The 23407-nt window shown below is 57.2% G+C and carries 22 protein-coding genes and 1 pseudogene; 16 read left to right on the forward strand and 7 right to left on the reverse strand.

Translation table 11 applies throughout. The features are described 5' to 3' along the window. Nucleotides 1-12: 12 nt before the first annotated feature. The 4 genes from ACR809_RS22020 (at nt 13) to ACR809_RS22035 (ending at nt 4381) form a co-directional block, all read left to right on the forward strand. On the forward strand, nt 13-2163 hold the full coding sequence (locus tag ACR809_RS22020; protein WP_004211335.1) for a carbon starvation CstA family protein: 2151 nt from the start codon (nt 13-15) through the stop codon (nt 2161-2163). A gap of 109 nt (nt 2164-2272) precedes the next feature. Next, on the forward strand, nt 2273-2476 hold the full coding sequence (locus ACR809_RS22025; protein WP_002887451.1) for a YbdD/YjiX family protein: 204 nt from the start codon (nt 2273-2275) through the stop codon (nt 2474-2476). Between the two features lie 11 nt (nt 2477-2487). Next, nucleotides 2488-3444: a GTPase gene (yjiA, locus tag ACR809_RS22030; protein ID WP_002887442.1), complete on the forward strand. Its 957-nt coding sequence runs from the start codon at nt 2488-2490 to the stop codon at nt 3442-3444. 391 nt (nt 3445-3835) lie between these two features. Then, nucleotides 3836-4381 (forward strand): YfaZ family outer membrane protein, encoded by a 546-nt coding sequence (locus ACR809_RS22035; RefSeq protein ID WP_004177540.1) that lies wholly within the window; start codon nt 3836-3838, stop codon nt 4379-4381. A gap of 97 nt (nt 4382-4478) precedes the next feature. On the opposite strand, the gene ACR809_RS22040 is transcribed toward ACR809_RS22035, so the two are convergent. Both ACR809_RS22040 and ACR809_RS22045 read right to left on the reverse strand, forming a co-directional pair. Beyond that, on the reverse strand, nt 4479-5849 hold the full coding sequence (locus ACR809_RS22040) for an NAD-dependent succinate-semialdehyde dehydrogenase (protein WP_004146105.1): 1371 nt from the start codon (nt 5847-5849) through the stop codon (nt 4479-4481). 158 nt (nt 5850-6007) lie between these two features. After that, nucleotides 6008-6910 carry an Rpn family recombination-promoting nuclease/putative transposase gene (locus ACR809_RS22045; protein ID WP_004211327.1) on the reverse strand — a complete coding sequence of 301 codons (903 nt, stop codon included), beginning with the start codon at nt 6908-6910 and terminating at the stop codon, nt 6008-6010. Between the two features lie 216 nt (nt 6911-7126). Here ACR809_RS22045 and ACR809_RS22050 point away from each other — a divergent pair, with 216 nt between their 5' ends. The 8 genes from ACR809_RS22050 to ACR809_RS22085 all read left to right on the forward strand — a co-directional run bounded on the left by ACR809_RS22050 (nt 7127) and on the right by ACR809_RS22085 (nt 13774). Further along, complete coding sequence (locus ACR809_RS22050) at nt 7127-7942, forward strand: AraC family transcriptional regulator (RefSeq protein ID WP_040184161.1); 816 nt, start codon at nt 7127-7129, stop codon at nt 7940-7942. A gap of 47 nt (nt 7943-7989) precedes the next feature. After that, nucleotides 7990-8652, forward strand: a complete 663-nt coding sequence (locus ACR809_RS22055) for a LysE family translocator (RefSeq protein WP_004177543.1) — start codon at nt 7990-7992, stop codon at nt 8650-8652. Continuing rightward, a complete protein-coding gene (locus ACR809_RS22060; protein WP_004146918.1) occupies nt 8645-9937 on the forward strand; it encodes a DUF445 domain-containing protein in 1293 nt (430 codons plus the stop codon). Before ACR809_RS22055 ends, ACR809_RS22060 begins: the two co-directional genes overlap by 8 nt. Nucleotides 9938-9990: 53 nt before the next feature. Beyond that, a complete protein-coding gene (gene mdtM, locus ACR809_RS22065) occupies nt 9991-11232 on the forward strand; it encodes a multidrug efflux MFS transporter MdtM (protein WP_004146110.1) in 1242 nt (413 codons plus the stop codon). A 25-nt stretch (nt 11233-11257) separates the two neighbouring features. Continuing rightward, complete coding sequence (locus tag ACR809_RS22070; protein WP_031592129.1) at nt 11258-11497, forward strand: DUF2164 domain-containing protein; 240 nt, start codon at nt 11258-11260, stop codon at nt 11495-11497. Nucleotides 11498-11594: 97 nt separating this feature from the next. Next, nucleotides 11595-12746 carry a double-cubane-cluster-containing anaerobic reductase gene (locus ACR809_RS22075; protein WP_004178488.1) on the forward strand — a complete coding sequence of 384 codons (1152 nt, stop codon included), beginning with the start codon at nt 11595-11597 and terminating at the stop codon, nt 12744-12746. Between the two features lie 9 nt (nt 12747-12755). Next, a complete protein-coding gene (gene yjiL / locus ACR809_RS22080) occupies nt 12756-13523 on the forward strand; it encodes a putative 2-hydroxyacyl-CoA dehydratase activator YjiL (RefSeq protein WP_109266625.1) in 768 nt (255 codons plus the stop codon). Then, the gene (locus ACR809_RS22085; RefSeq protein ID WP_002887412.1) at nt 13520-13774 is read left to right on the forward strand and encodes a DUF3343 domain-containing protein; all 255 of its coding nucleotides are present in this window, start codon (nt 13520-13522) and stop codon (nt 13772-13774) included. Before yjiL ends, ACR809_RS22085 begins: the two co-directional genes overlap by 4 nt. Here the strand turns inward: ACR809_RS22085 and ACR809_RS22090 are convergent. From ACR809_RS22090 to ACR809_RS22105, 4 genes are all read right to left on the reverse strand, one after another. Then, nucleotides 13771-14835 (reverse strand): DUF2955 domain-containing protein, encoded by a 1065-nt coding sequence (locus tag ACR809_RS22090; RefSeq protein WP_002887411.1) that lies wholly within the window; start codon nt 14833-14835, stop codon nt 13771-13773. The two genes, ACR809_RS22085 and ACR809_RS22090, sit on opposite strands and share 4 nt — an antisense overlap. After that, complete coding sequence (locus tag ACR809_RS22095) at nt 14825-15892, reverse strand: HlyD family secretion protein (protein ID WP_002887394.1); 1068 nt, start codon at nt 15890-15892, stop codon at nt 14825-14827. Before ACR809_RS22095 ends, ACR809_RS22090 begins: the two co-directional genes overlap by 11 nt. Nucleotides 15893-15898: 6 nt before the next feature. After that, on the reverse strand, nt 15899-16363 hold the full coding sequence (locus ACR809_RS22100) for a MarR family winged helix-turn-helix transcriptional regulator (protein WP_004177547.1): 465 nt from the start codon (nt 16361-16363) through the stop codon (nt 15899-15901). Between the two features lie 164 nt (nt 16364-16527). Further along, nucleotides 16528-16692 (reverse strand): DUF1127 domain-containing protein, encoded by a 165-nt coding sequence (locus tag ACR809_RS22105; RefSeq protein WP_002887388.1) that lies wholly within the window; start codon nt 16690-16692, stop codon nt 16528-16530. 177 nt (nt 16693-16869) lie between these two features. Here ACR809_RS22105 and ACR809_RS22110 point away from each other — a divergent pair, with 177 nt between their 5' ends. The 4 genes and pseudogenes from ACR809_RS22110 to ACR809_RS22125 form a co-directional block, all read left to right on the forward strand. Continuing rightward, on the forward strand, nt 16870-18282 hold the full coding sequence (locus ACR809_RS22110) for an aminotransferase-like domain-containing protein (RefSeq protein ID WP_002887384.1): 1413 nt from the start codon (nt 16870-16872) through the stop codon (nt 18280-18282). Between the two features lie 194 nt (nt 18283-18476). Then, nucleotides 18477-19643 carry a restriction endonuclease gene (locus tag ACR809_RS22115; protein ID WP_065804560.1) on the forward strand — a complete coding sequence of 389 codons (1167 nt, stop codon included), beginning with the start codon at nt 18477-18479 and terminating at the stop codon, nt 19641-19643. A gap of 63 nt (nt 19644-19706) precedes the next feature. After that, complete coding sequence (locus tag ACR809_RS22120; protein ID WP_065804559.1) at nt 19707-21326, forward strand: type I restriction-modification system subunit M; 1620 nt, start codon at nt 19707-19709, stop codon at nt 21324-21326. Further along, a pseudogene (locus tag ACR809_RS22125) lies at nt 21316-22099 on the forward strand (restriction endonuclease subunit S); the annotation flags it as partial. The gene ACR809_RS22120 and the pseudogene ACR809_RS22125, both read left to right, overlap by 11 nt. Nucleotides 22100-22431: 332 nt before the next feature. Here the strand turns inward: ACR809_RS22125 and ACR809_RS22130 are convergent. Then, nucleotides 22432-23400, reverse strand: coding sequence for an IS5-like element IS903 family transposase (locus tag ACR809_RS22130; protein WP_074187230.1), 969 nt, complete (start codon nt 23398-23400; stop codon nt 22432-22434). Nucleotides 23401-23407: the final 7 nt, after the last annotated feature.

A 23407-nucleotide genomic window follows, 5' to 3' on the forward strand; every position in this document is an offset into this window, starting at 1 on the left:
CCAGGTTTTACTATGGATACCAAAAAACTATTCAAGCACATACCCTGGGTGGTTCTCGGAATCATCGGGGCATTTTGCCTCTCAGTCGTCGCCCTGCGCCGCGGTGAGCACGTCAGCGCCCTGTGGATCGTCGTCGCATCGGTTTCTGTGTACCTCGTCGCCTACCGTTATTACAGCCTGTACATCGCGCAGAAGGTGATGAAGCTTGACCCGACGCGCTCCACGCCGGCGGTCATTAATAACGATGGCCTGAACTATGTGCCAACCAACCGCTACGTGCTGTTTGGCCACCACTTTGCCGCGATCGCCGGCGCTGGCCCGCTGGTTGGCCCGGTACTGGCCGCGCAGATGGGCTATCTGCCGGGCACCCTGTGGCTGCTGGCCGGCGTGGTGCTGGCGGGCGCGGTACAGGACTTCATGGTGCTGTTTATCTCCTCGCGGCGTAACGGCGCCTCGCTGGGCGAGATGATTAAACAGGAGATGGGGCCGGTTCCGGGCTCTATCGCCCTGTTCGGCTGCTTCCTGATTATGATCATCATCCTCGCGGTGCTGGCGCTCATCGTGGTGAAAGCGCTGGCGGAAAGCCCGTGGGGCGTGTTTACCGTCTGCTCGACGGTGCCTATCGCCCTGTTTATGGGGATCTACATGCGCTTCCTGCGCCCAGGCCGCGTCGGTGAAGTGTCGGTTATCGGTATCGTGCTGCTGGTGGCCTCTATCTGGTTCGGCGGCGTGATTGCCCACGACCCGTACTGGGGCCCGGCGTTGACCTTTAAAGATACCACTATCACCTTTACCCTGATTGGCTACGCGTTCATTTCCGCGCTGCTGCCGGTATGGCTGATTCTGGCGCCGCGCGATTATCTGGCCACCTTCCTGAAAATCGGCGTAATCGTCGGCCTGGCGCTGGGGATCGTTATCCTCAACCCGGACCTGAAAATGCCGGCAGTGACCCAGTACATTGATGGTACCGGTCCGCTGTGGAAAGGCGCGCTGTTCCCGTTCCTGTTTATCACCATCGCCTGCGGCGCGGTCTCCGGCTTCCATGCGCTGATCGCCTCCGGCACCACGCCGAAGCTGCTGGCCAACGAAACCGATGCCCGCTTTATTGGCTACGGCGCGATGCTGATGGAATCCTTTGTTGCAGTCATGGCGCTGGTCGCCGCCTCGATTATCGAACCGGGCCTTTATTTCGCGATGAACACCCCGCCGGCAGGCCTGGGCATCGTCATGCCGAACCTGCATGAAATGGGCGGTGAAAACGCGGCGATGATCGCAGCGCAGTTGAAAGAAGTCACCGTCCACGCGGCGGCGACCGTCAGCTCCTGGGGCTTTGTGATTTCACCTGAGCAGATCCTGCAGACGGCGAAAGATATCGGCGAACCTTCGGTACTGAACCGCGCTGGCGGCGCGCCGACGCTGGCCGTCGGTATCGCCCACGTATTCCATAAAATCATCCCGATGGCGGATATGGGCTTCTGGTACCACTTCGGTATCCTGTTTGAAGCGCTGTTTATCCTCACCGCGCTGGATGCGGGTACCCGCGCAGGCCGCTTTATGCTGCAGGATCTGTTGGGTAACTTCGTGCCGTTCCTGAAAAAAACCGACTCGCTGGTCGCCGGGATTATCGGTACCGCCGGCTGCGTCGGGCTGTGGGGCTACCTGCTGTATCAGGGCGTGGTCGACCCGCTGGGCGGCGTGAAGAGCCTGTGGCCGCTGTTCGGGATCTCTAACCAGATGCTGGCCGCCGTGGCGCTGGTGCTTGGCACCGTGGTGCTGGTCAAGATGCAGCGCACCAAATATATCTGGGTCACCGTTATCCCGGCGGCATGGCTGCTGCTGTGCACCACCTGGGCGCTGGGCCTGAAGCTGTTCAGCAGCAACCCGCAGATGGAAGGCTTCTTCTTTATGGCTCAGCAGTATAAAGAGAAGATTGCCGCCGGCGGCGAGCTGACCGCGCAGCAGATCGCCAACATGAACCATATCGTGGTCAACAACTACACCAACGCCGGCCTGAGTATTCTGTTCCTGGTGGTGGTGTACAGCATCATCTTCTACGGCATCAAAACCTGGCTCAATGTCCGCAACAATAAGGTGCGTACCGACAAAGAGACTCCGTACGTGCCGGTACCGGAAGGCGGCGTGAAGACCTCGTCACATCATTAACCCTGATGCCGGATAGCGCTACGCGTATCCGGCCTACCAAAAGCGCATTAACGTAGGCCGGATATGGCGCTAGCCGCCATCCGGCTTTATTCGTTATCTGGAACTTATAATGTTTGGTAACTTAGGTCAGGCAAAAAAATATCTCGGTCAGGCGGCAAAAATGCTGATTGGCATTCCGGATTACGACAACTACGTCACGCATATGCAAACCAACCATCCGGATCAGCCGTACATGACTTATGAAGAATTCTTCCGCGAACGTCAGCAGGCCCGCTACGGCGGCGACGGCAAAGGCGGCGTACGCTGCTGTTAATGGAGGCAATAATGGCACCGATTGCAGTCACCCTACTCACCGGTTTTCTCGGCGCAGGAAAAACCACCCTCCTGCGCCATATCCTCAATGAGCAGCACGGTTTCAAAATCGCCGTGATTGAAAACGAATTCGGCGAAGTCTCCGTTGACGATCAGCTGATCGGCGACCGCGCCACGCAGATTAAAACCCTGACCAACGGCTGTATCTGCTGTACACGCTCCAACGAACTGGAAGACGCCCTGCTCGATCTCCTCGACAGTCGCGATCGCGGCGAAATCGAGTTTGACCGGCTGGTGATTGAATGCACCGGCATGGCCGACCCGGGGCCGATTATCCAGACCTTTTTCTCCCATCAGGTGCTCTGCGAGCGCTATCTGCTGGACGGCGTGATCGCCCTGGTTGACGCCGTCCATGCCGACCAGCAGATGGATCAGTTCACCATCGCCCAGTCGCAGGTCGGCTACGCGGACCGGATCCTGTTAACCAAAACCGACGTCGCCGGCGACACCGAAAAGCTGCGTGAACGGCTGGCGCGCATTAACGCGCGGGCGCCGATTTATACCGTCATTCACGGCGATATCGATTTAAGCCAGTTGTTTAACACCAGCGGTTTTATGCTGGAAGAGAAGGTTGTCAGCGCCACACCGCGCTTTCATTTTGTGGCAGAAAAACAGAATGACGTCTCGTCGATTGTGGTCGAGCTCGACTATCCGGTGGATATCAGTGAAGTTTCACGGGTAATGGAAAATCTGCTGCTCTCCTTCGCCGAGCAATTGATGCGTTATAAAGGCATGCTGTGGATCGACGGCGAGCCAAATCGCCTGCTGTTCCAGGGCGTGCAGCGCCTCTACAGCGCCGACTGGGATCGCCCGTGGGGCGATGAAACGCCGCACAGCACGCTGGTGTTTATCGGCATTCAGTTGCCGGAAGAGGAAATTCGCGCGGCGTTTGCCGGGTTACGACGCTAACCTGCCCGCCTGCGCCCTAAGGCGCAGGCCCCCTTCTCTCTGAGACCTCGTCAAAAACAGGGACCAAACGTCGGCAGCGCGTCGAAAAATGTAAAGCAACGTTTTAATAAGTAACAGTAGAAACATTTTTGGAAATTATAAGAAACTGAATGAATAGGCCCCTTAATAATTAATGACTGCTCTGTTCAGTTTCTGTTTAGCCCACCAATTAAACCACGGCTAAACAGGCTAAATTTGATGATTGACCTCGCCGTAACCCAACGTCATTACAACATTTTCAAAACACCTTCCTGACAAAACCAGCATAAAAAATCGACGCAAGTCACATTTGCAGAGGTAAACATCGCTTGTTAAGGTGCCCTCAGACAACTTTATTGACGAGGAGTAAACCATGAGAAAGCTTAACATCCTTATTCTTGCAGCCCTGACCGCGGTCTCTGGTTCCGCCATGGCGGTGGGGTTTACCGTTGAACAGGGTAAAAACTTCACTAATCTGAATATGGAAATGGGTAAATCCTCTTCTGGCCTGTACGCCGAAAGCCACTGGCTGAAGAATACCGATGATGGTAGCCAGACCGGCGGCGTGGGCGCGGGTTACAACCTGGAAGTGGGCCCGGTGATGCTCAACGCCGGCGCGAAAGCCATCTACCTCGGGCCGAAAAAAGGCGATAACGGCGTCGCGTTTCCGGTCGGCGGCGGAGTGAACGTGGCCCTGACCGATAGCATCCACGTGTTTGGCGAAGGGTATGTCGCGCCGGATGGTCTGAACAACAGCGTGAAAAACTATGTTGAAGCGAACGGCGGCGTGAGCTGGTCTCCGATTGGTCCAGTGACGTTGAAAGTGGGTTACCGCCATGTGAGCGTTGACGGTAAAGAGGGTCGCCCGAACCACACCCTGATTGATGGCGCCTATGTGGGCGGCGGGGTCACCTTCTGATTATGGTCAACGCCCCGCGATAAAGTTAAGGTGCGCTGAGCATTAGCCATAAAAAAACCTGCCGAATGGCAGGTTTTTTTATGGCCGGGTCATAGGCTTAGCGGCGCACCACCACCAGCTTCTGGTTCACAAACTCTTTGATGCCGAGATCGGAGAGCTCCCGACCGTAACCGGAACGCTTCACGCCGCCAAACGGCAGCTCCGGCGCGGTATCGGTGAGCCAGTTGATATAAACCATTCCGGTTTCAATGGCGGAGGCCATCCGTTTGGCGCGTTCGATATCCTGACTGAACACCGCGCCGCCCAGACCATAGTGGGAATCATTGGCCAGCTGGATTGCCTCCTCATCGTTTTTCACCACGTAGATCTGCGCCACCGGGCCAAAGAACTCTTCGAAGTACGCCGGATTATCACGGGTGATACCGGTCAAAATTGTGGGTTCAAAGAAATTGCCTTCTCGAGCCACCGCTTTGCCGCCCAGATGCAGCTTAGCGCCATTTTTCACCGCCTCGTCCACCTGTTTGCTTAGGGTATCCAGCGCATCTTTGGAAGAGAGCGGCCCCAGCGTGGTGCTTTCATCCAGCGGATCGCCGATTTTCACCTGGCGAAACGCCTCGCTAAATTTTGTCAGGAACGCATCCGCGATATTTTCGTGCAGGATAAAGCGCTTGGCAGCGGTACACACCTGGCCGGCGTTGTTCAGCCGCGCCTGGACGCCGATTTTCACCGCGCGCTCCAGGTCGGCATCGTCCAGCACGACAAACACATCATTGCCGCCCAGTTCCAGCGTTGATTTCTTAATATGCTTCGCCGCCTGCGCCGCCACCACGCTGCCGGCTTTCTCCGACCCCGTTAGCGCCGCGCCCTGCACGCGATCGTCGGCGATAATCTTCGCCACCTGATCCTGGGAGATAAACAGGTTAGTCCACGCCCCCTCCGGAGCACCGGCCTCACGCACCAGATGGGCAAAGGTCTCCGCGCAGTGCGGCACAATGCTGGCGTGTTTGGCGATAACCGGGTTACCGGCCGCCAGGTTTGGCGCAAGGACGCGCATCAGCTGGTAATAGGGGAAGTTCCACGGCTCCACCGCCAGTAAGACGCCAATGGGATGGTGCTCAACCCAGGCTTCACCCAGTTCGGAGGGATACTTCACCGGCGCCAGGAACGATTTGGCGTTATCGGCGTAATAGCGGGCGATCTGCGCGCAAAGTTTCACTTCGCCGCGGCTCTGCTTAATGAGTTTCCCCATCTCCTGGCTAGCGATTTTTGCCAGCTCCTCCGCCCGGCTATCGATCAGATCCGCCAGCTTATGCAGTACCGCCAGCCGCGGTTCAATATCGCCTTTTGCCCAGGCAGAATGGTAGAGCGCATCCGCCTGCTGCAGCGCCGCCTCCACATCCGCATCGCTGTGCGCCGGGTACGTTTTAATAAGCTGATTGTTCGCAGGATTCACCGTCTGATAGGCCATATCGCATGTCTCCTTGTTATCGCTACTAAGGCAGTCAAAAATGCCGTTAAGGATATTAAGGGTAGTCGAGATGGCTGGCGATGCGGGTAAAGTTAGGTATATCCGGAATATTCCATAAAGAGGCTAACCGGGGCGACCGTCAGTCCGCCCCGGCGTTATCAATGCGCCAGCGCGGCGATCTCGTCGGCGGTCAGGCCGGTGATTTTCACCACCGTCTCGCGGGCAATGCCGTCGGCCAGCATCCTCTGGGCAATGCGCAGCGCCTCGGCATGCTGTCCTTCACGCTTGCCTTTTCTGCGGCCCACTTCCTGTAATCTTTCAGCAATAGTCATCAATCTCTCCCTGTGCTGAGGAACCCGTTGCGCCACTTCGTGGATAAACCGGCCAAAGCGGCGCGCGTTGCCAGTCTGCAGCAGATAATTAAACAGCGTTTTTAGCTGTCTGTCATTAGCGTCCCCGCTAAGTAAAATCGTCGTCAGTTGCTCAACAATGCCCATTAAATCGCGCTGGCGAATATGCTTCTGTATCAGCTCGAGTAATGCCACGCGCCGGTGGCGAACGATCTCATCGTCGGGGATCACCGTGACATCCACCAGCGGAAAGGGCGAGATATAAAGCTCACTCGCCAGCTGTGGATCGGCAAAACAGTCCAGCCAGTTGAGTGACCACGGGTATGGCGTGGTCGCTCCGTGATAGAACAGCATCGGCACCACCAGCGGCAGTTTTGTATGACCGCCATCAAGATGGCGCTGCATCGCGGCGATGGCGTAGCGCATCAGGCGGAAGGCCATCTGCGCATCCGGCGAGCTCTGATGTTCGATAACCACATAAATGTAGCCCTCGCCAGAGGCGGTTTTGAGTGACCACAGCACATCGGAGTACCAGGCCCGCAGGCTCTCCTCGATAAAGCTTGCCGACTCCAGCTGTAAGGTATCGAGGTCGCAGCGCTGACGCAGCGCAGGCGGTAGATGGATCGCCAGAAAATCGCGCGCGGTGTCGGCCTGAGTGAGGAACTGTTTAAACACCGCATCATGCGGCGTCGAGGTGGTGCCCTTTGCCATCGGCTCATCCCTGCCTGCTTATCCTGCAGGGACTCTACCTCCCATGAATGTCTCTGGCACCCCCGGAAACCGGGATTTTACATTCCGCTACGAAAACATATTTCCCCGGACTGCAAGCGTGACATCCTTTTTCGACGCGGTACGCAAATCCAGGCGGGCGACAGCCTCGGCGCAGCATGCTATAAACGGCTTATCCCCGCAGCAAAGGCCAAAGCAGTGAACCATACCCGAGATATTCCCCAAACCTTCTGGCGAGACGATCGTCTGCCGTGGCTGGAGCTGCGCAGCACCCGGCGCAGCCGCCGGGCCTATAAGCGCCACAGCCACCCCCAGCTTTCCGTAGGGGCGATTATCGAGGGGGAAACGCGCTGCCTGTGCGCTGGCCAGGAGTACCTGCTGCAACCCGGGGATCTGATCGTGATCCCGCCGCACGCGCCGCATAGCTGTAATCCGCTGCATGGCAGGCCGCGCAGCTATCACATGCTTTACCTGGACGCGACATGGTGCCACGCGCAGCGCCCGGATATTCCCCCTGGCGCCAGTATCACCTCGCCGCAGCCGCTGCTGCGCGACAGCCCTCTCTTTGCCAGTTTCCAGCAGGTTGTCGCCCTGATGAGCCGCGGGAGCCTTGAACAACTGCCCGCCCGGCTGGCGCAACTCCTGCACGCGCTGCCGCTGTGCGCCGCCGCGCCGCAGGCGCCACATCACGCCAGCGCCCTGCTGTTTCAGCGCCTGGCGATGGATCTGCCGGCGTCGCCGTCGCTGGATAAGCTGGCCCACGACAGCGCGCTTCGTAAAGAGACCGTTATCCGCGCCGTGAAACAAGATACCGGCCTGACGCCTGCCAGTTTGATCAACATGGCGCGCATCGAATATGCGAAAACGCGCTTACGCGCCGGGGATCCTATCGCCGACGTTGGCTATCAGGCTGGCTTTGCCGATCAGAGCCATTTCCATAAAACCTTTGTCAGCTATACCGCCGCCACGCCGCGGCAGTATGCGCAAAGCAGATCAATATCTGACAATAAGTAATACGCCACCTGGCGTAGGGTGGCCTCTGCACCATTATCGAGGCCACTATGCATACCTTATCGACGCTCTTTCCCGCCGCCTTCCCGGCGTTAGCCCTGTCCCACTTTGTCGCTCTGCTCAGTCCGGGCCCTGATTTTTTTCTGCTGGTCGGCTACGCCGTGCGCTACCGGATCCGCGGCAGCATCGGATTGTGTCTCGGCATCGCCGCAGGCAATGCGCTGTATATTGTGCTCGCCATCGTCGGCTGGGGGCTTCTGCGCCAGGCGCCGCTGCTTTTTTTGCTCATCGAACTGCTGGGGGCGGGCTATTTATTGTGGATTGGCAGCCTGCTGATACGCAGCCGTCCCGCGACGCTGGCGATGGAGAGCGTTCGCGCAGCGCGTCCGGGGTTCGGCAGGCAGCTGCTGCTGGGGCTGGGGTCATCGCTGCTCAACCCCAAAAACGCCCTGTTTTATCTGGCGCTGATGACTTCCCTGCTCGGGCCGGCTGTGACCCTGCTTCAGCAAACGGTGAGCGGGCTGTGGATGGTCAGCGTGGTGTTCTTCTGGGATTTACTGCTGGTGAGCGCGATTGCGCTGCCGCAGATACAGCGCCGCCTGGGCGCCATCGTCTGGCGAGTCGAGCGGGCGGCGGGGGCGATCCTGATGCTCTTCGGCCTGGGGATTATCTGGCGATTTTTGCACGACCTCGCCGTCAGGCTATATGCTTAAGCATATGGAAAAACTCGCTGAACTGAAACGCGCCAAACTGCTGGCGCTGTCGCTGCTGCTGATTGCAGCCGCCATTTTTATCACTACCCTCGCGCTACCACCGTCGCCCTGGGTCGGTGCGCTAAAAGCTATTTCCGAAGCGGCGATGGTCGGGGCGCTGGCCGACTGGTTTGCGGTCGTGGCTCTGTTTCGCCGTATTCCGCTGCCCTTTGTCGCCCGCCATACGGCGATTATTCCGCGCAATAAAGACCGCATCGCCGACAACCTCGGCCGCTTTGTCGAGGAAAAGTTCCTTGATACCCCGTCGCTGGTCGCGCTGATCCGCCGCTATCAGCCAGCCCTGATGCTCGGCAACTGGTTCAGCCAGCCGGAGAACGCCCGACGGGTCGGCCAGCACCTGCTGCAGGTGATGAGCGGTTTTCTCGAACTGACCGATGACGCGCGCATTCAACGTCTGCTGCGACGCGCGGTGCATAAGGCTATCGATAAGGTCGACCTGACGCAGACCAGCGCCATGATGCTGGAGGGACTGACCCGCGACAATCGCCATCAAAAGCTGCTCGATTCGCTGATAAACCAACTGATTGCCCTGCTGCAGCGCGACAGCTCCCGCGCCTTTATCGCCCGCGGCATCGTACACTGGCTGGAGACCGAACACCCGCTGAAGGCCAAACTCCTACCCACCGAGTGGCTCGGCGAGCACAGCGCTGAGATGGTCACCGACGCGGTGAATACCCTGCTGGACGAGGTGACTCACGACCGTACGCATCAGATCCGTCAGACTTTTGACCGCGCCGTGCAAAAGCTTATCGATAACCTGAAATCCGACCCGGATATGGCGCAGAAGGCCGATAACATCAAAGCCTGGCTAAAAAATGATGAGACCTTTAACCACTATCTTGGCGAAGTATGGGGCGACCTGCGCGGCTGGGTAAAAAACGATATCAGCAGCGACGACTCACGTATTAAGCAGCGTATCGCCGAGGCGGGGCAGTGGTTCGGTGAAACCTTACTCCGCGACGACGCGCTGCGCGAATCGCTTAACGAACACCTGGAGCAGGCGGCGCACCGGGTGGCGCCGGAGTTCGCCGCCTTCCTCACCCGCCATATCAGCGACACAGTGAAGAGCTGGGACGCCCGCGATATGTCGCGGCAGATCGAGCTCAATATCGGTAAAGATCTGCAGTTCATCCGCATCAACGGTACCCTGGTGGGGGGAACCATCGGCCTGTTGTTGTGGCTGCTCTCGCAGATCCCCTCGCTGCTGCATCTGCATATTGGTTAGCAATGATACTATCCGAACAATAGCGCTGATAAATATTCCACAGGGAGGGCGAGATGATGCACAGGATTTCCCACTGGCTGAGCCGACACGCCGCCGCGCTGTTCTTCCCGGCGGCGTTAATTCTGTATGATTTTTCCGCTTATCTCACTACCGATCTGATCCAGCCGGGGATCCTGCACGTGGTGCGGGATTTCAATGCTGATGTGGCGCTGGCTCCGGCCTCGGTGAGCCTGTATATGGCCGGCGGCATGGCGCTACAGTGGCTGCTGGGGCCGCTCTCTGACCGGATAGGACGGCGTCCGGTGCTGCTCACCGGCGCGCTGATTTTCACCCTCGCATGCCTGGCGACCCTGTTCACCACCTCCATGACGCAGTTCCTGATTGCCCGCTTCGTGCAGGGCACCAGCATCTGCTTTATCGCCACCGTCGGCTACGTCACCGTACAGGAGGCCTTTGAGGAAAAAAGGTCGATCAGGCTGATGGCAGTGATCACCTCCGTCGTGCTGGTGGCGCCGATCGTCGGCCCGCTCTCCGGCGCGGCGCTGATGCATTTCATCCACTGGAAAGCGCTGTTCGGCATTATCGCCGCCATGGGATTGGTGGCCTGGCTCGGCCTGCTGTTGACCATGCCGGAGACGGTGCGCCGCGGCGATGTGCCGTTCAGCCCCCTGGGCGTGCTGCGCGATTTTCGCAACGTCTTTCGCAACCGCATCTTTTTACTCGGCGCCGCCACGCTGTCGCTGAGCTATATTCCGCTGATGAGCTGGGTGGCGGTATCGCCGGTGATTTTAATGGACGCCGGCGGACTGACCACCAGCGAGTTCGCCTGGAGCCAGGTGCCGGTCTTCAGCGCCGTTATCATCGCCAACCTGTCGGTGGCGCGCTGGGTAAAAGACCCTACCCGCCCGCGCTTTGTCCTCAGCGCGGTGCCGGTACAGATGCTCGGCCTGGCCATCCTGATCGTTGGCAATCTGGTATGGCCCCACGTCTGGCTGTGGTCGGTGCTCGGCACCTGCTTCTACGCCTTCGGCATCGGGCTGATTTTCCCGACGCTGTTTCGCTTTACCCTCTTTTCCAACGACCTGCCGAAAGGCACGGTCTCCGCCTCGCTGAATATCGTGATCCTCAGCGTCAGCGCGTTATCAATTGAAGGCGCGCGCTGGCTGTGGTTCCATGGCGGCAGACTCCCCTTCCACCTGTTGGCAGTGGCCGCCGGGATTGTCGCCGCCTGCTGCCTGGCCGGACTGTTACGCCACCAGCGCGGACAAGCGGTGATCGAAGCCCGGCAGTCGTGAGCCCTTTTACGGAGAAAGCCCCATCATGAATGACATTGAACTCAGCCAGGCGCAGCGCGACCTGCTGCGCGACAGGCTCAGCAAGTACTGCACAGAGACCTTCGACCTCGAACTGGAGCAGTTTGACGCCGAATTTTTCGTCGACTTTATCGCCAAAGAGCTGGGGCCGCTGTTTTACAACGCCGGTATCGAAGAGGCCATCCGCACCCATCAGGCATGGAGCGAGCGTATCCAGGAAGAGATGGATTTGAAAAAGGTCTATTAACACCGCGTACAGACGCAGGAGATCAATAAAACCCTGCATACACCATGGCTATAATGGCGACTCTTTCAGCATCTCCCGTGTACGGGGAAGGAAAACCATGTCGCTTATCACCGATCTACCCGCCATTTTTGACCAGTTCTCAGAAGCTCGCCAGAAGGGCTTTCTCACCGTCATGGATCTTAAAGAGCAGAACGTACCGCTGGTGGGCACTTACTGCACCTTTATGCCCCAGGAGATCGCCATGGCGGCGGGCGCCGTTGTCGTCTCGCTGTGCTCAACCTCCGATGAAACCATCGAGGAAGCGGAAAAAGATCTCCCGCGCAACCTCTGCCCGCTTATCAAAAGCAGCTACGGCTTCGGCAAAACCGATAAATGTCCCTACTTCTATTTCTCTGACCTGGTGGTTGGGGAAACCACCTGCGACGGCAAAAAGAAAATGTATGAGTACATGGCCGAGTTCAAGGCGGTCCACGTCATGCAGTTGCCGAACAGCGCCAGCGATGCCGCCTCGCGCGCACTGTGGAAAACGGAGATCCTGCGCCTGCAGCAGGTGATTGAGGCCCGGTTTGGCACGCCGATTAGCGAGGCGGCGCTGCGCGAAGCCATCGTGTTGAAAAATCGCGAGCGCCGGGCGCTGGCCCACTTTTATCGTCTCGGGCAGCTCAATCCGCCGGCGCTCAGCGGCGGCGACATCCTGAAAGTGGTGTACGGCGCCACTTTTCGTTTCGACAAAACCGCCCTGATTGATGAATTGCATGCCATGGCGGAGCGCATCCATCAGGAGTGGCAGCAGGGTAAACGGCTGGAACCTCGTCCGCGGATCCTGATCACCGGCTGCCCGATCGGCGGCGCGGCGGAAAAAGTGGTCCGCGCCATCGAGGAAAACGGCGGCTGGGTGGTCGGCTATGAGAACTGCACCGGCGCGAAAGCGACCGAGCGCTGCGTGGCGGAAGAGGGTGACGTCTACGACGCCTTAACCGATAAATATCTCGCCATCGGCTGCTCCTGTATCTCCCCCAACGACCAGCGTCTGCAGCTGCTGAGCCAGATGGTGGAGGAGTATCAGGCCGACGGGGTGATCGACGTCATTTTGCAGGCCTGCCATACCTATGCCGTGGAATCGCTGGCGATTAAACGCCATCTGCGCCAACGGCACGATCTTCCTTACATGGCGATTGAAACCGACTATTCGACAGCGGACCTCGGCCAGCTCAGCACCCGCGTCGCCGCCTTTATCGAAATGCTGTAAGGAGCTGGCGTGAACTATACGGTTGGCATTGATTCCGGCTCCACCGCCACAAAAGGCATCCTGTTGGCGGACGGCGTCATCGTGCGCCGCTTCCTCTGCCCCACCCCCTTTCGCCCCGCCGACGCCATCCACGATGCCTGGGAGACACTGCGCGCTGGCCTCACGGAGACGCCTTTTTTAACCCTCACCGGCTATGGCCGCCAGCTGGTGGATTTTGCCGATAAGCAGGTGACGGAGATCTCTTGTCACGGCCTCGGCGCCCGCCTGCTGGCGCCGGACACCCGCACGGTGATTGATATCGGCGGCCAGGACAGCAAAGTCATCCAGCTGGACGCCGGGGGCAACCTCAGCGACTTCCTGATGAATGACAAATGCGCCGCCGGCACCGGCCGTTTTCTGGAGGTCATTTCACGCACCCTCGGCGCCAGCGTCCAACAACTGGACGCCATTACCGACGGCGTGGAACCGCACGCCATTACCAGTATGTGCACGGTGTTTGCCGAATCGGAGGTCATTAGCCTGCGGTCGGCCGGTGTCGCGCCGGAGGCGATTCTGGCGGGGGTGATTAACGCCATGGCCCGGCGCAGCGCGAACTTTATTGGCCGCTTATCGGCGCAGGGGCCGCTGCTGTTTACCGGCGGCGTCAGCCACTGCGCCGCCTTTGCCCGGATGCTGGAAAGCCATGTCGGCATGGCGGTGACAACCCATCCCGACGCCCAGTTTGCCGGGGCGATCGGCGCGGCGCTGATCGGCCAGCGCCAGCGGAGGCGCGGATGACAACGTTTCTGTTTTTATTTCACTCCACGGTGGGGGTAGTGCGGATGCGCAAAGCCATGCAGGCGGCGGGAGTGGCCTTCGAGGTCAAAGATATACCCCGCCAGCTGCGCAGCGGCTGCGGGCTGTGCATCCTGCTGGAGGGGACGGAAGCCGATGCGCGAGGCTGGATCGTCCCGGAACAGACGGCGGCGCTGTATCAGCAGAACGGGGAAGCATGGCGCTGTCTCGCCACCTTCCCACCTGCAGGTTAATCGCTCACCACAAAACGCGTCGCCGCGAAACAGTTCAGCAGGCGGTGCATGAGAAAAACCAGGGTCAGCGTCACCACCAGCGAGACCGTCACCGAGGTGATGCGGTACAGATCGCTGAACACCAGATCCTGATACGGATGCAGATTCTGGCCGAACATAATGCCGATGGTAGTGATGCTGGCGAAGCCCACCCCGGCGCCCACTTTCTCCATCACGTGTAGGCGGGCGCTGAAGGCCAGCCCGAGGCCAATCAGCGGCATCATCAGGATCATGTGGTTGCTGAAATCATAGATAATCAGCTGCACCACCAGTATATAGAGACAGGCCAGCACCACCCCGACGACGCGCCAGATCGAGCTGATCACCGCCCCGCGATAGTGCATCGGGAACAGGATCAGGATCCCGGCCATCAGCGCCGACAGCGAGTCGCTGAGATCGCAGATCTGAAACACCACAAAGATGATCGTCGCTACCGTACCGGAGAGCAGCGACTCATGACGGATGCGGGCGGCGTCTTTCTCAATCCGCGGCGGCGGCTTGCGCGGTTCGACGTCCGGGATCAGGTAATGCAGCAGCGCGCTCAGCGCCACGGCCATCACGCAGGCTTCCATATTGGAGAACATCAGGGTGTGCCAGTTGCTGGTGGGATAGCTCATAAAGTTGAGCATCGTGCTCTGGCACACCACCCCCATCGATCCCAACAGGAACAGCGGTCCCTGGCTCATAAAGCGGAAACGCATCACGTACAGGGCAAACACCACCAGGGTCATGATCACCGGCCACTGCGACAAATAGCCGACAATTAGCACCATTTCGACACAGTTTACCGCCGCGCTAAATATAAACTGGCGGGCGACGTGCAGGTTGAACATCGGTACCAGCGACATCAGCATCAGCGGATAAACGACGAAAAATACGCCGTACTGTACGTCGTAGAAGGTGGAGATGCTGAGCGCAATGGTCCCGGCCACGGCGATACGCACCGTCTGGCGAAAATCATTCGCCGTGTAGACGATATTGCCGTGCGGGGTAAAGACATGCGCCAGGGTATTAATAGACATAGTGCAACCAGCTCACCAGGTGGATCTGCAGGCCGGCGAAGGTGCGGGCGAAAGGTCCCTCGCTATTGTACAGCTGCACCGTGGCGCGGGCGCCGGTCGGCAGCGGTTTGTCCAGCGGCTGATCCAGCGCGACGTGAATGCGCATCCGCTGGGCGTCGCGCACCCAGCGGGTGGACTGCTCGGGCTGCGACAGCTGGCCGTTCACCGCCTCCTGTCCCGCCAGAATCCCGGCGTCGCTGCTGGTCACGTGCGCCGGGAAGACTTGACCCGGCAGGGCGTCAAAGACCACCGCCGCATCGGTATTCACCGCGGTGTGGCGCAGGCTTTTTTCGCGGAAGTCGGCGACGATGTCAGTGTTGTTGTTAACCAATGCCAGCACAGCCGTCGCCGCGGTGGCGTAGATCCCCGGGTTCAGCTGCAGGTTGCTGACCATGCCGTCAGTTTCCGCACGCACTTTGGTCCAGGCCAGGTTCAGCTGCGCCTCCTCCAGCGCATTGCGGTATTTTTGCAGGGTGACGTTGCGCTTATCGTCGCGCTCGCCGCGCTGGATCAGCAGGTTCTGGATCTGCGCGTTCAGCGCCGAGACCGACTGCTCGCTGGTCTGCCAGGTGGTTCGCACCTTATCGAGGTCGGACTGCGAGACGTTCTGCATCGTACTCAAGCGCTGGTAGCGATCGAGCGTGACCTTATCGTTACGCGCGGTGTACTGCGCGGTGCGCAGGTTGGCGCGGGCGGCGGCGATTTGCGCGTCCAGCTGCTGGTTGCTCAGTTTCGCCTGCTCGAGGGCGATCTGCGCCGCTTCAACTTTATTAATGAATGGCGTTGGGTCGAGCTCATACAGCAGGTCGCCCTTTTTCACCTGGCTGTTGTTGTGCACGTAGACGTGCGAGACATAGCCGGAGACCCGCGACGAAACCGGGGTCACCACGCGCATGACGGTGGAGTCCGGCGTCAGCGGGATCCAGATATCGGCAACGATAAACCAGGCGAATATTCCCAGAAAAGCGGCAATACTCACCCGTACCCAGCGGGCAAATTTTTGTTCAGGCGTCATCATAGTGTGTTAGATCTTGTTATCTTCTTCGCGGATATTCCGCAAACGGCAGGCGATTTGATTTAACGTGGCGCTGAAGGTGGCGAGATCGGCCTCCGGGATGGTCTGGGTTACGCGCTCCTGATAGGTCTCGATCACGCAGCTCAGTTTTTCCAGAATAGCCCGCCCCTCAGCGGTCAGCGTCAGCAGGCGAATGCGTTTGTCATATGGCGATGTGGAACGCACCAGATAGCCCTGCTTTTCCAGTAATGAGAGGGTGCGCATTAGCGGTGGCAGTTCAATGCCCTGCACCTCCGCCAGTTCGCTGACCGAGACGTTGTCTCCCAGCTGATGCAGTTGCATCAGCACCGTCCAGCTGGACTGGGTGAGTCCGGTATCGGTGATAGCGGAGTCAATAATGGCGCGCCACTGGCGCACCACCATAGCCATCCGCATCCCCAGCGGGCGGCGGGCAAACAGTTCGTCTTCAGTCACGGGTCTTCCTCTCATTATTGAGAAGAAAATAATACTTATCAGGGTAAGTATCAAGAAACGGAAGCTCGTGCCGCATCAATTGATAAATTTCGTGAATGTATCCCGGCGGCACTTTGCGCTCACCGGGATAATGAAGAAGGTTTGCCTGTAAAAAACCGCACGTTTTAATTGATCTGGTCCCGACGCAGGCCGATATCTTTCAGCTGTTCGTCGCTCATTTGCTGCAAAACTCTGCGCGTTTGCTCCTGAAGCCACCATTTTTTGATAAACCGCACCAGCAGTACGAAACCGATAAATGGCTGTCTTGCCCTGTTCTCGTGAAATTCCATCCTCTACCTCCTCACCTTGCCAGAGGCTTTATCTTCACGGATTTGGGGGTAAGGAATACAGATTCACAAAACGCTTTTCTTTAACATACAGATTAGCTAAAACGTACACCAGAGCCCAATTTTTACGCCCATCTGTACTGGTTATTCCATCTGTATGGCGGCAATTAAGGATACAGCATGACCCGCTACCAACATCTCGCTACGCTGCTGGCCGAACGCATCGAACAGGGCCTGTATCGCCATGGCGAAAAGCTGCCGTCGGTGCGCAGCCTGAGCCAGGAGCACGGCGTCAGCATCAGCACTGTCCAGCAGGCCTATCAGCTGCTTGAGCAGCAGCAGATGATTGTGCCGCAGCCGCGATCGGGCTATTTCGTCGCCCCGCGCAAAGCCCAGCCGCCGGTGCCGCCGATGTCGCGTCCGGTCCAGCGCCCGGTGGAGATAACCCAGTGGGATCAGGTGCTGACCATGCTTGACGCCCGCTACGATAAATCGATCATCCCCTTCGGCGGCGGCTCGCCGGACGTGACGCAGCCAAGCCTGAAGCCAATCTGGCGTGAACTGAGCCGGGCTATCCAGCACAACCTCACTGAGGTGTTGAACTATGACGAACTGGCCGGGCGTCGCGAGCTACGGGAGCAGATCGCCCGCCTGATGCTCGACGGCGGATCGGTGGTAACTGCCGACGATCTGGTGCTCACCAGCGGCTGCCACAGCGCGCTGTCGCTGGCCCTGCTGTCGGTGTGTCAGCCAGGGGACATCATCGCCGTTGAATCCCCCTGCTACTACGGCACCATGCAGATGCTGCGCGGGCTGGGATTAAAGACCATTGAGATCCCCACCGATCCGGAAACCGGGATCAGCATCGAGGCCCTGGAGCTGGCGCTGGATCAGTGGCCGATCAAAGGGGTGATCCTCGTGCCAAACTGCAATAACCCGCTGGGCTTTATCATGCCGGACGCCCGCAAGCGCGCGGTGCTGAACCTTGCCCAACGCTACGATATCGTTATTTTCGAAGATGATATTTACGGCGAGCTGGCCACCGAATACCCGCGCCCGCGCACGATCCACTCCTGGGATATCGACGGCCGGGTGATGCTCTGCAGCTCCTTTACCAAAACCATCGCCCCCGGGCTGCGTATCGGCTGGATCGCCCCCGGGCGCTACTACGACAAGCTGCTACAGATGAAGTACGCCGCCAGCGGGACCAACGTCCCCTCCACTCAGCTGGCGGCCTGCAATTTTATTCGCGAAGGCCACTACCACCGCCACGTGCGGCGGATGCGGCAGATCTATCAGCGCAATATCGAGATCTACACCTGCTGGCTGCGGGAATTTTTCCCCTGCGGGATCTGCGTCACCCGGCCGAAGGGCGGTTTTATGCTGTGGGTTGAGCTCCCGGAGCAGGTAGATATGGTCTGCGTCGCCAAGCAGCTGTGCCGGCTGAAGATCCAGGTCGCGCCGGGCTCGCTGTTTTCCGCGGCGGGCAAGTATCGCAACTGCGTCAGGATCAACTGCGCCCTGCCGCCGACCGAGAAACATAAAGCGGTGATGGTGAAGCTGGGAGAAGCGGTGAAGGTGGCGATGGAGTGAAGCTGCGGCATTCCCACAATCTGCGAGCCGGTAACCCGGAAAAGGCGCAGCAAGCGCAGCTTCCGGGATAAACACACTCACCATCAGCCAGGCGAGCAATAGAATGAAATTAAACGAATTTAATGATAGTCGGCCCGCCATTAGCCTTTATAAAATGGCATGATGCCGTACATTGCTTTAGCGAAGGAATTGCCATGCGAAATTACAAAGTCATTACTCCGTTATTCCCGACCTACGACCAGACCCGAGCGATGATGAAAGCCGTAGCAGGATGCTCAGTAAAATCGGTCCGTAATATGATCTCCGCCATTCAGGAACAGACTGGCACCCCGCAAAACCCGGTAGACTGGTCAGAGCCGGACCACTGGATTAAGGAACGACTGAGCGGAGAAGATGCCAAAATAGCCTGGCAAATCTGGAAGACCGATAACCATATACTCAACCCCCGCCACAGCTATGGTTGTTATATGTTTATCAACAACCCGCTATTCGATTTGATGCAGACCGATGAGGATGGCGGCTGGCATCCCAGTGAACAGGGACGTTTATTCCTCGCTCACGATGAAGCGACGCTGCGTAAACTGGACGATATCGAAGGCATGCTGCAACTACTGGAATTGCTCGCCGGTCGCGAACAGGCCCGGCGCGCCGATCTGCTTCCGGAATGGCAGGCTTTCTTGCATCAGCACTCTAAATTCGCCTCTCCAAGTTCAGTTAAAACAACGCTCTATGCCCGGCTTTACAATCTGGTCGAGCGCGAACTTATTACTCGTGAAGGGATGAGCTACAAAATCACCGATGCCGGTAGAAAATGGCTTGGCAAAGCGCTGCCTGAGCGCCGAACCGATCCGCGCAAAGAGCTGCTGGATGCGGTTAAACGCTATAACCAGCAGCAAAAGGAATTACTGCGCGAGCAAATATCCACCATGAATCCCTACAAGTTTGAGCATCTGGTCGGCCAGTTGCTGGAAGCAATGGGCTATGAGCAAGTCGAAGTGACCAAAGCCTCCGGCGATAAAGGCGTGGATGTGGTCGGTAAAGTGCAGGTTGGCATCACCACCATTACCGAAGTGGTGCAGGTGAAGCGGATGCAAAACACTATTACCCGCCCGTTTATCGATCAGCTGCGCGGTGCATTGCCCTACCACAAAGCCATTCGCGGCACGCTTATCACCACCGGAAAATTTGCAGCGAAATGTGCAGAGGCGGCACTATTTCCCGGAGCCGCGCCGATTACGCTAATTGATGGCGATCGCCTGCTGGAGCTGCTAATAGAAAACAACGTTGGGATCAGACGCAGCAATGCGGTCGAATTATTAGACGTGGATCTACAGCTGTTTGATGAGCTGGATCTCGACTAAAGGGCGAACTTCACCGCTTTTATCGTTACAATAGCCACCAAATTTTTCCAGAACGAGTTCATCATGGCCAAAGCACCAACCAAAAAAGCCAAAGCAAAGAAAGGCTTTGAAGACACATTATGGGATACCGCGAACCAGCTTCGCGGCAGCGTGGAATCCTCCGAGTACAAGCACGTGGTGCTGAGCCTCGTGTTCCTCAAATTTATCAGCGATAAGTTTGAAGCCCGCCGTCAGAAGATGAAAGACGAAGGTCAGGGCGATTTCCTTGAGATGGAAGTCTTCTATCAGCAGGACAACATCTTCTATCTGCCGGAAGAGGCGCGCTGGTCGTTCATCAAGCAAAATGCCAAGCAGGACGACATTGCGGTACGTATTGATACTGCGCTCTCCACCATTGAGAAGCGCAACCCGACGCTGAAAGGCGCGCTGCCGGACAACTACTTCAGCCGCCAGAATCTGGAAACCAAGAAGCTGGCGTCGCTTATCGACACCATCGATAACATCGAAACGCTGGCCCACGAAACCGACGTCGAAGCGCTGTCGAAAGAAGACCTAGTCGGTCGCGTGTACGAATACTTCCTCGGCAAGTTTGCCGCCACCGAGGGCAAAGGCGGCGGCGAGTTCTATACGCCAAAATGCGTGGTGACGCTGCTGACCGAAATGCTCGAACCGTTCCAGGGTAAAATTTATGACCCCTGCTGCGGCTCAGCGGGGATGTTTGTCCAGTCGGTGAAGTTTGTCGAAAGCCATCAGGGGAAAAGCCGCGATATCGCCCTGTACGGTCAGGAGCTGACGGCCACCACCTACAAGCTGGCGAAGATGAACCTCGCGATTCGCGGCCTTTCCGCCAACCTTGGCGAGCGCCCGGCGGACACCTTCTTCAGCGACCAGCACCCGGATCTGAAAGCCGACTATATTCTGGCCAACCCGCCGTTTAACCTGAAAGACTGGCGCAACGACGCCGAGCTGACCAAAGACCCGCGCTTTGCCGGCTACCGCACGCCGCCAACCGGTAACGCCAACTACGGCTGGATTTTGCATATGCTTTCCAAGCTGTCGGCCAACGGCACCGCCGGTTTTGTGCTGGCGAATGGCTCGATGAGCTCCAACACCAGCGGCGAAGGCGAGATCCGCGCGCAGATGATCGAAAACGATCTGATCGACTGCATGATCGCCCTGCCCGGCCAGCTGTTCTTCACCACCCAGATCCCGGTGTGCCTGTGGTTTATGACCAAGTCGAAGACGGCCGATCCGGCCAAAGGCTATCGTAACCGTCAGGGCGAAACGCTGTTTATCGATGCGCGTAACCTCGGCACCATGATCAACCGCACCACCAAAGAGCTGACGGCAGACGATATCGCCACCATCGCCGACACCTACCATGCCTGGCGCAGCACGCCGGAAGAGCTGGCCGAACGAGTTAAGCGCGGCGACAGCAAGCTGGCGCAGTACGAAGACCAGGTCGGGTTCTGCAAGGTTGCGACGATTGCAGAGATCAAGGCAAACGACTATGTGCTGACTCCGGGCCGCTACGTCGGCGCCGCCGAGCAGGAAGACGACGGCGTGGCGTTTGAAACCAAAATGCGCGAGTTGTCGCAGACGTTGTTTGCGCAGATGAAGCAGGCGCAAGAACTGGATAAAGCCATTCGCCAGAACCTGGAGGCGCTGGGTTATGGGGAGTAATTATATAGAAATGCGCCTTGAAGATTGTATGGATGCTATTATTGATTACAGAGGTAAAACCCCAAAAAAAGTTGATAATGGCATTCCCCTGATCACGGCTAAAATAATTAAAAATGGTAGAATTCAAGAAGTTAGTGAGTTTATTGCTATTGATGATTATGACAATTGGATGGTTAGAGGGTTACCTTTGGAAGGTGACGTCGTACTAACTACAGAGGCGCCACTAGGCGAAGTAGCTCAATTAGATGCGCGCAAGGTGGCTTTAGCTCAACGAGTTATTACTCTGAGAGGTAAAAAAGGAATTCTGGAAAATGATTATCTTTTATATCTTTTACAGTCTTCTTTTGTTCAAAACCAGCTTGATGGTAGAGCCTCCGGAAGCACAGTTACTGGAATCAAGCAGTCTGAGCTTAGAGAAATAATATTAAAATTGCCTCCGACCACTTTACAAAAATCAATTTCGCATCAATTAAAATGCCTTGATAAAAAGATTGATTTAAATAATAAAATCAACCAAACTTTGGAACAAATGTCCCAAACACTGTTCAAATCCTGGTTTGTGGATTTCGATCCGGTGATTGATAACGCGCTGGATGCGGGAAACCCAATCCCGGAAACGCTGCAATCTCGCGCCGAACTACGTCAAAAAGTACGCAACGGTGCAGATTTCAAACCACTTCCGGTGGATATTCGTACACGATTCCCGGCTGAGTTTGAAGAAACAGAGTTAGGCTGGGTGCCGAAAGGCTGGCGCATTGAAAATTTTTCCGAGATTGCTCAATTAGTAAAAGAAAATGTAAAATCGGAAGATATCTCTACGGACGTTCACTACGTAGGATTGGAACATTTAGAACGTAAACATATTTTGATTACTAATTATGGGAATGGTAGTGAAGTATCCAGTAACAAATCCGCTTTCAATAAAGGTGATTTGCTATTCGGCAAGTTGCGTCCTTATTTTCACAAAGTAGCAATAACTCCGTTTTCAGGAATATGCTCAACTGATATATTAGTTTTCCGAGCCAAAGAGAAATATTACAAATCTTTAAGGCTTTGTTGAATAAATCAGATTTCGGGTAAGTCTCCCCCGTAGCGGGTTGTGTTTTCAGGCAATACGCACGCTTTCAGGCATACCTGCTTTCGTCATTTTGTTCAGCGCTCGTACCAGGGCCATAGCCTCCGCAACCTGACCATCGTAGTCACGCAGCGTCAGTGAACCCCCGAACAGCTGTTTTACCCGGTACATCGCCGTTTCCGCTATCGAGCGACGGTTGTAATCTGTTGTCCATTTCCACCGCGCATTACTCCCGGTCATTCGCTGATTAGCCACTGCACGGTTACGGTCTGCATATTCACCGGGCCAGTAACCCGCACCTTTTCGGGGAGGGATAAGCGCGCTGATTTTCTTACGCCGCAGTTCATCGTGACAGAGCCGGGTGTCGTAAGCGCCGTCTGCCGATGCTGCCCTGATTTTTCTGTGAGTCTGCCGGATAAGACCCGGGAAGGCTTCTGAGTCCGTCACATTGTTCAGCGACAGGTCTGCACAGATGATTTCATGTGTGTTGCTGTCAACTGCCAGATGCAACTTTCGCCATATACGACGGCGTTCCTGGCCATGCTTTTTGACTTTCCACTCGCCTTCACCAAAGACCTTCAGCCCGGTGGAATCAATCACCAGATGCGCGATTTCACCCCGGGTGAACGTTTTGAAACTGACGTTAACCGACTTTGCCCGCCTGCTGACACAGCTGTAATCCGGGCAGCGTAGCGGAACGTTCATCAGAGAAAAAATGGAATCAATAAAGCCCTGCGCAGCGCGCAGGGTCAGCCTGAATACGCGTTTAATGACCAGCACAGTCGTGATGGCAAGGTCAGAATAGCGCTGGGGCCTTCCCCGTGATGAAGGCGTTGCCGACTCATACCAGGCCTGAATCGCCCCATCATCCAGCCAGAAAGTGAGGGAGCCACGGTTGATGAGAGCTTTGTTGTAGGTGGACCAGTTGGTGATTCTGAACTTTTGCTTTGCCACGGAATGGTCTGTGTTGTCGGGAGGATGCGTGATCTGATCCTTCAACTCAGCA

The organism is Klebsiella sp. CD33 (assembly GCF_051992865.1).
GTDB classification, from domain to species: Bacteria; Pseudomonadota; Gammaproteobacteria; order Enterobacterales; family Enterobacteriaceae; genus Klebsiella; species Klebsiella pneumoniae.

Coding starts and splice junctions, on each gene's coding strand:
- ACR809_RS22020 (WP_004211335.1), top strand. CDS start 13: ATGGATACCAAAAAACTATTCAAGCACATACCCTGGGTGGTTCTCGGA.
- ACR809_RS22025 (WP_002887451.1), top strand. CDS start 2,273: ATGTTTGGTAACTTAGGTCAGGCAAAAAAATATCTCGGTCAGGCGGCA.
- yjiA (WP_002887442.1), top strand. CDS start 2,488: ATGGCACCGATTGCAGTCACCCTACTCACCGGTTTTCTCGGCGCAGGA.
- ACR809_RS22035 (WP_004177540.1), top strand. CDS start 3,836: ATGAGAAAGCTTAACATCCTTATTCTTGCAGCCCTGACCGCGGTCTCT.
- ACR809_RS22040 (WP_004146105.1), bottom strand. CDS start 5,849: ATGGCCTATCAGACGGTGAATCCTGCGAACAATCAGCTTATTAAAACG.
- ACR809_RS22045 (WP_004211327.1), bottom strand. CDS start 6,910: ATGGCAAAGGGCACCACCTCGACGCCGCATGATGCGGTGTTTAAACAG.
- ACR809_RS22055 (WP_004177543.1), top strand. CDS start 7,990: ATGCATACCTTATCGACGCTCTTTCCCGCCGCCTTCCCGGCGTTAGCC.
- ACR809_RS22060 (WP_004146918.1), top strand. CDS start 8,645: ATGCTTAAGCATATGGAAAAACTCGCTGAACTGAAACGCGCCAAACTG.
- mdtM (WP_004146110.1), top strand. CDS start 9,991: ATGATGCACAGGATTTCCCACTGGCTGAGCCGACACGCCGCCGCGCTG.
- ACR809_RS22070 (WP_031592129.1), top strand. CDS start 11,258: ATGAATGACATTGAACTCAGCCAGGCGCAGCGCGACCTGCTGCGCGAC.
- ACR809_RS22075 (WP_004178488.1), top strand. CDS start 11,595: ATGTCGCTTATCACCGATCTACCCGCCATTTTTGACCAGTTCTCAGAA.
- ACR809_RS22085 (WP_002887412.1), top strand. CDS start 13,520: ATGACAACGTTTCTGTTTTTATTTCACTCCACGGTGGGGGTAGTGCGG.
- ACR809_RS22090 (WP_002887411.1), bottom strand. CDS start 14,835: ATGTCTATTAATACCCTGGCGCATGTCTTTACCCCGCACGGCAATATC.
- ACR809_RS22095 (WP_002887394.1), bottom strand. CDS start 15,892: ATGATGACGCCTGAACAAAAATTTGCCCGCTGGGTACGGGTGAGTATT.
- ACR809_RS22105 (WP_002887388.1), bottom strand. CDS start 16,692: ATGGAATTTCACGAGAACAGGGCAAGACAGCCATTTATCGGTTTCGTA.
- ACR809_RS22110 (WP_002887384.1), top strand. CDS start 16,870: ATGACCCGCTACCAACATCTCGCTACGCTGCTGGCCGAACGCATCGAA.
- ACR809_RS22115 (WP_065804560.1), top strand. CDS start 18,477: ATGCGAAATTACAAAGTCATTACTCCGTTATTCCCGACCTACGACCAG.
- ACR809_RS22120 (WP_065804559.1), top strand. CDS start 19,707: ATGGCCAAAGCACCAACCAAAAAAGCCAAAGCAAAGAAAGGCTTTGAA.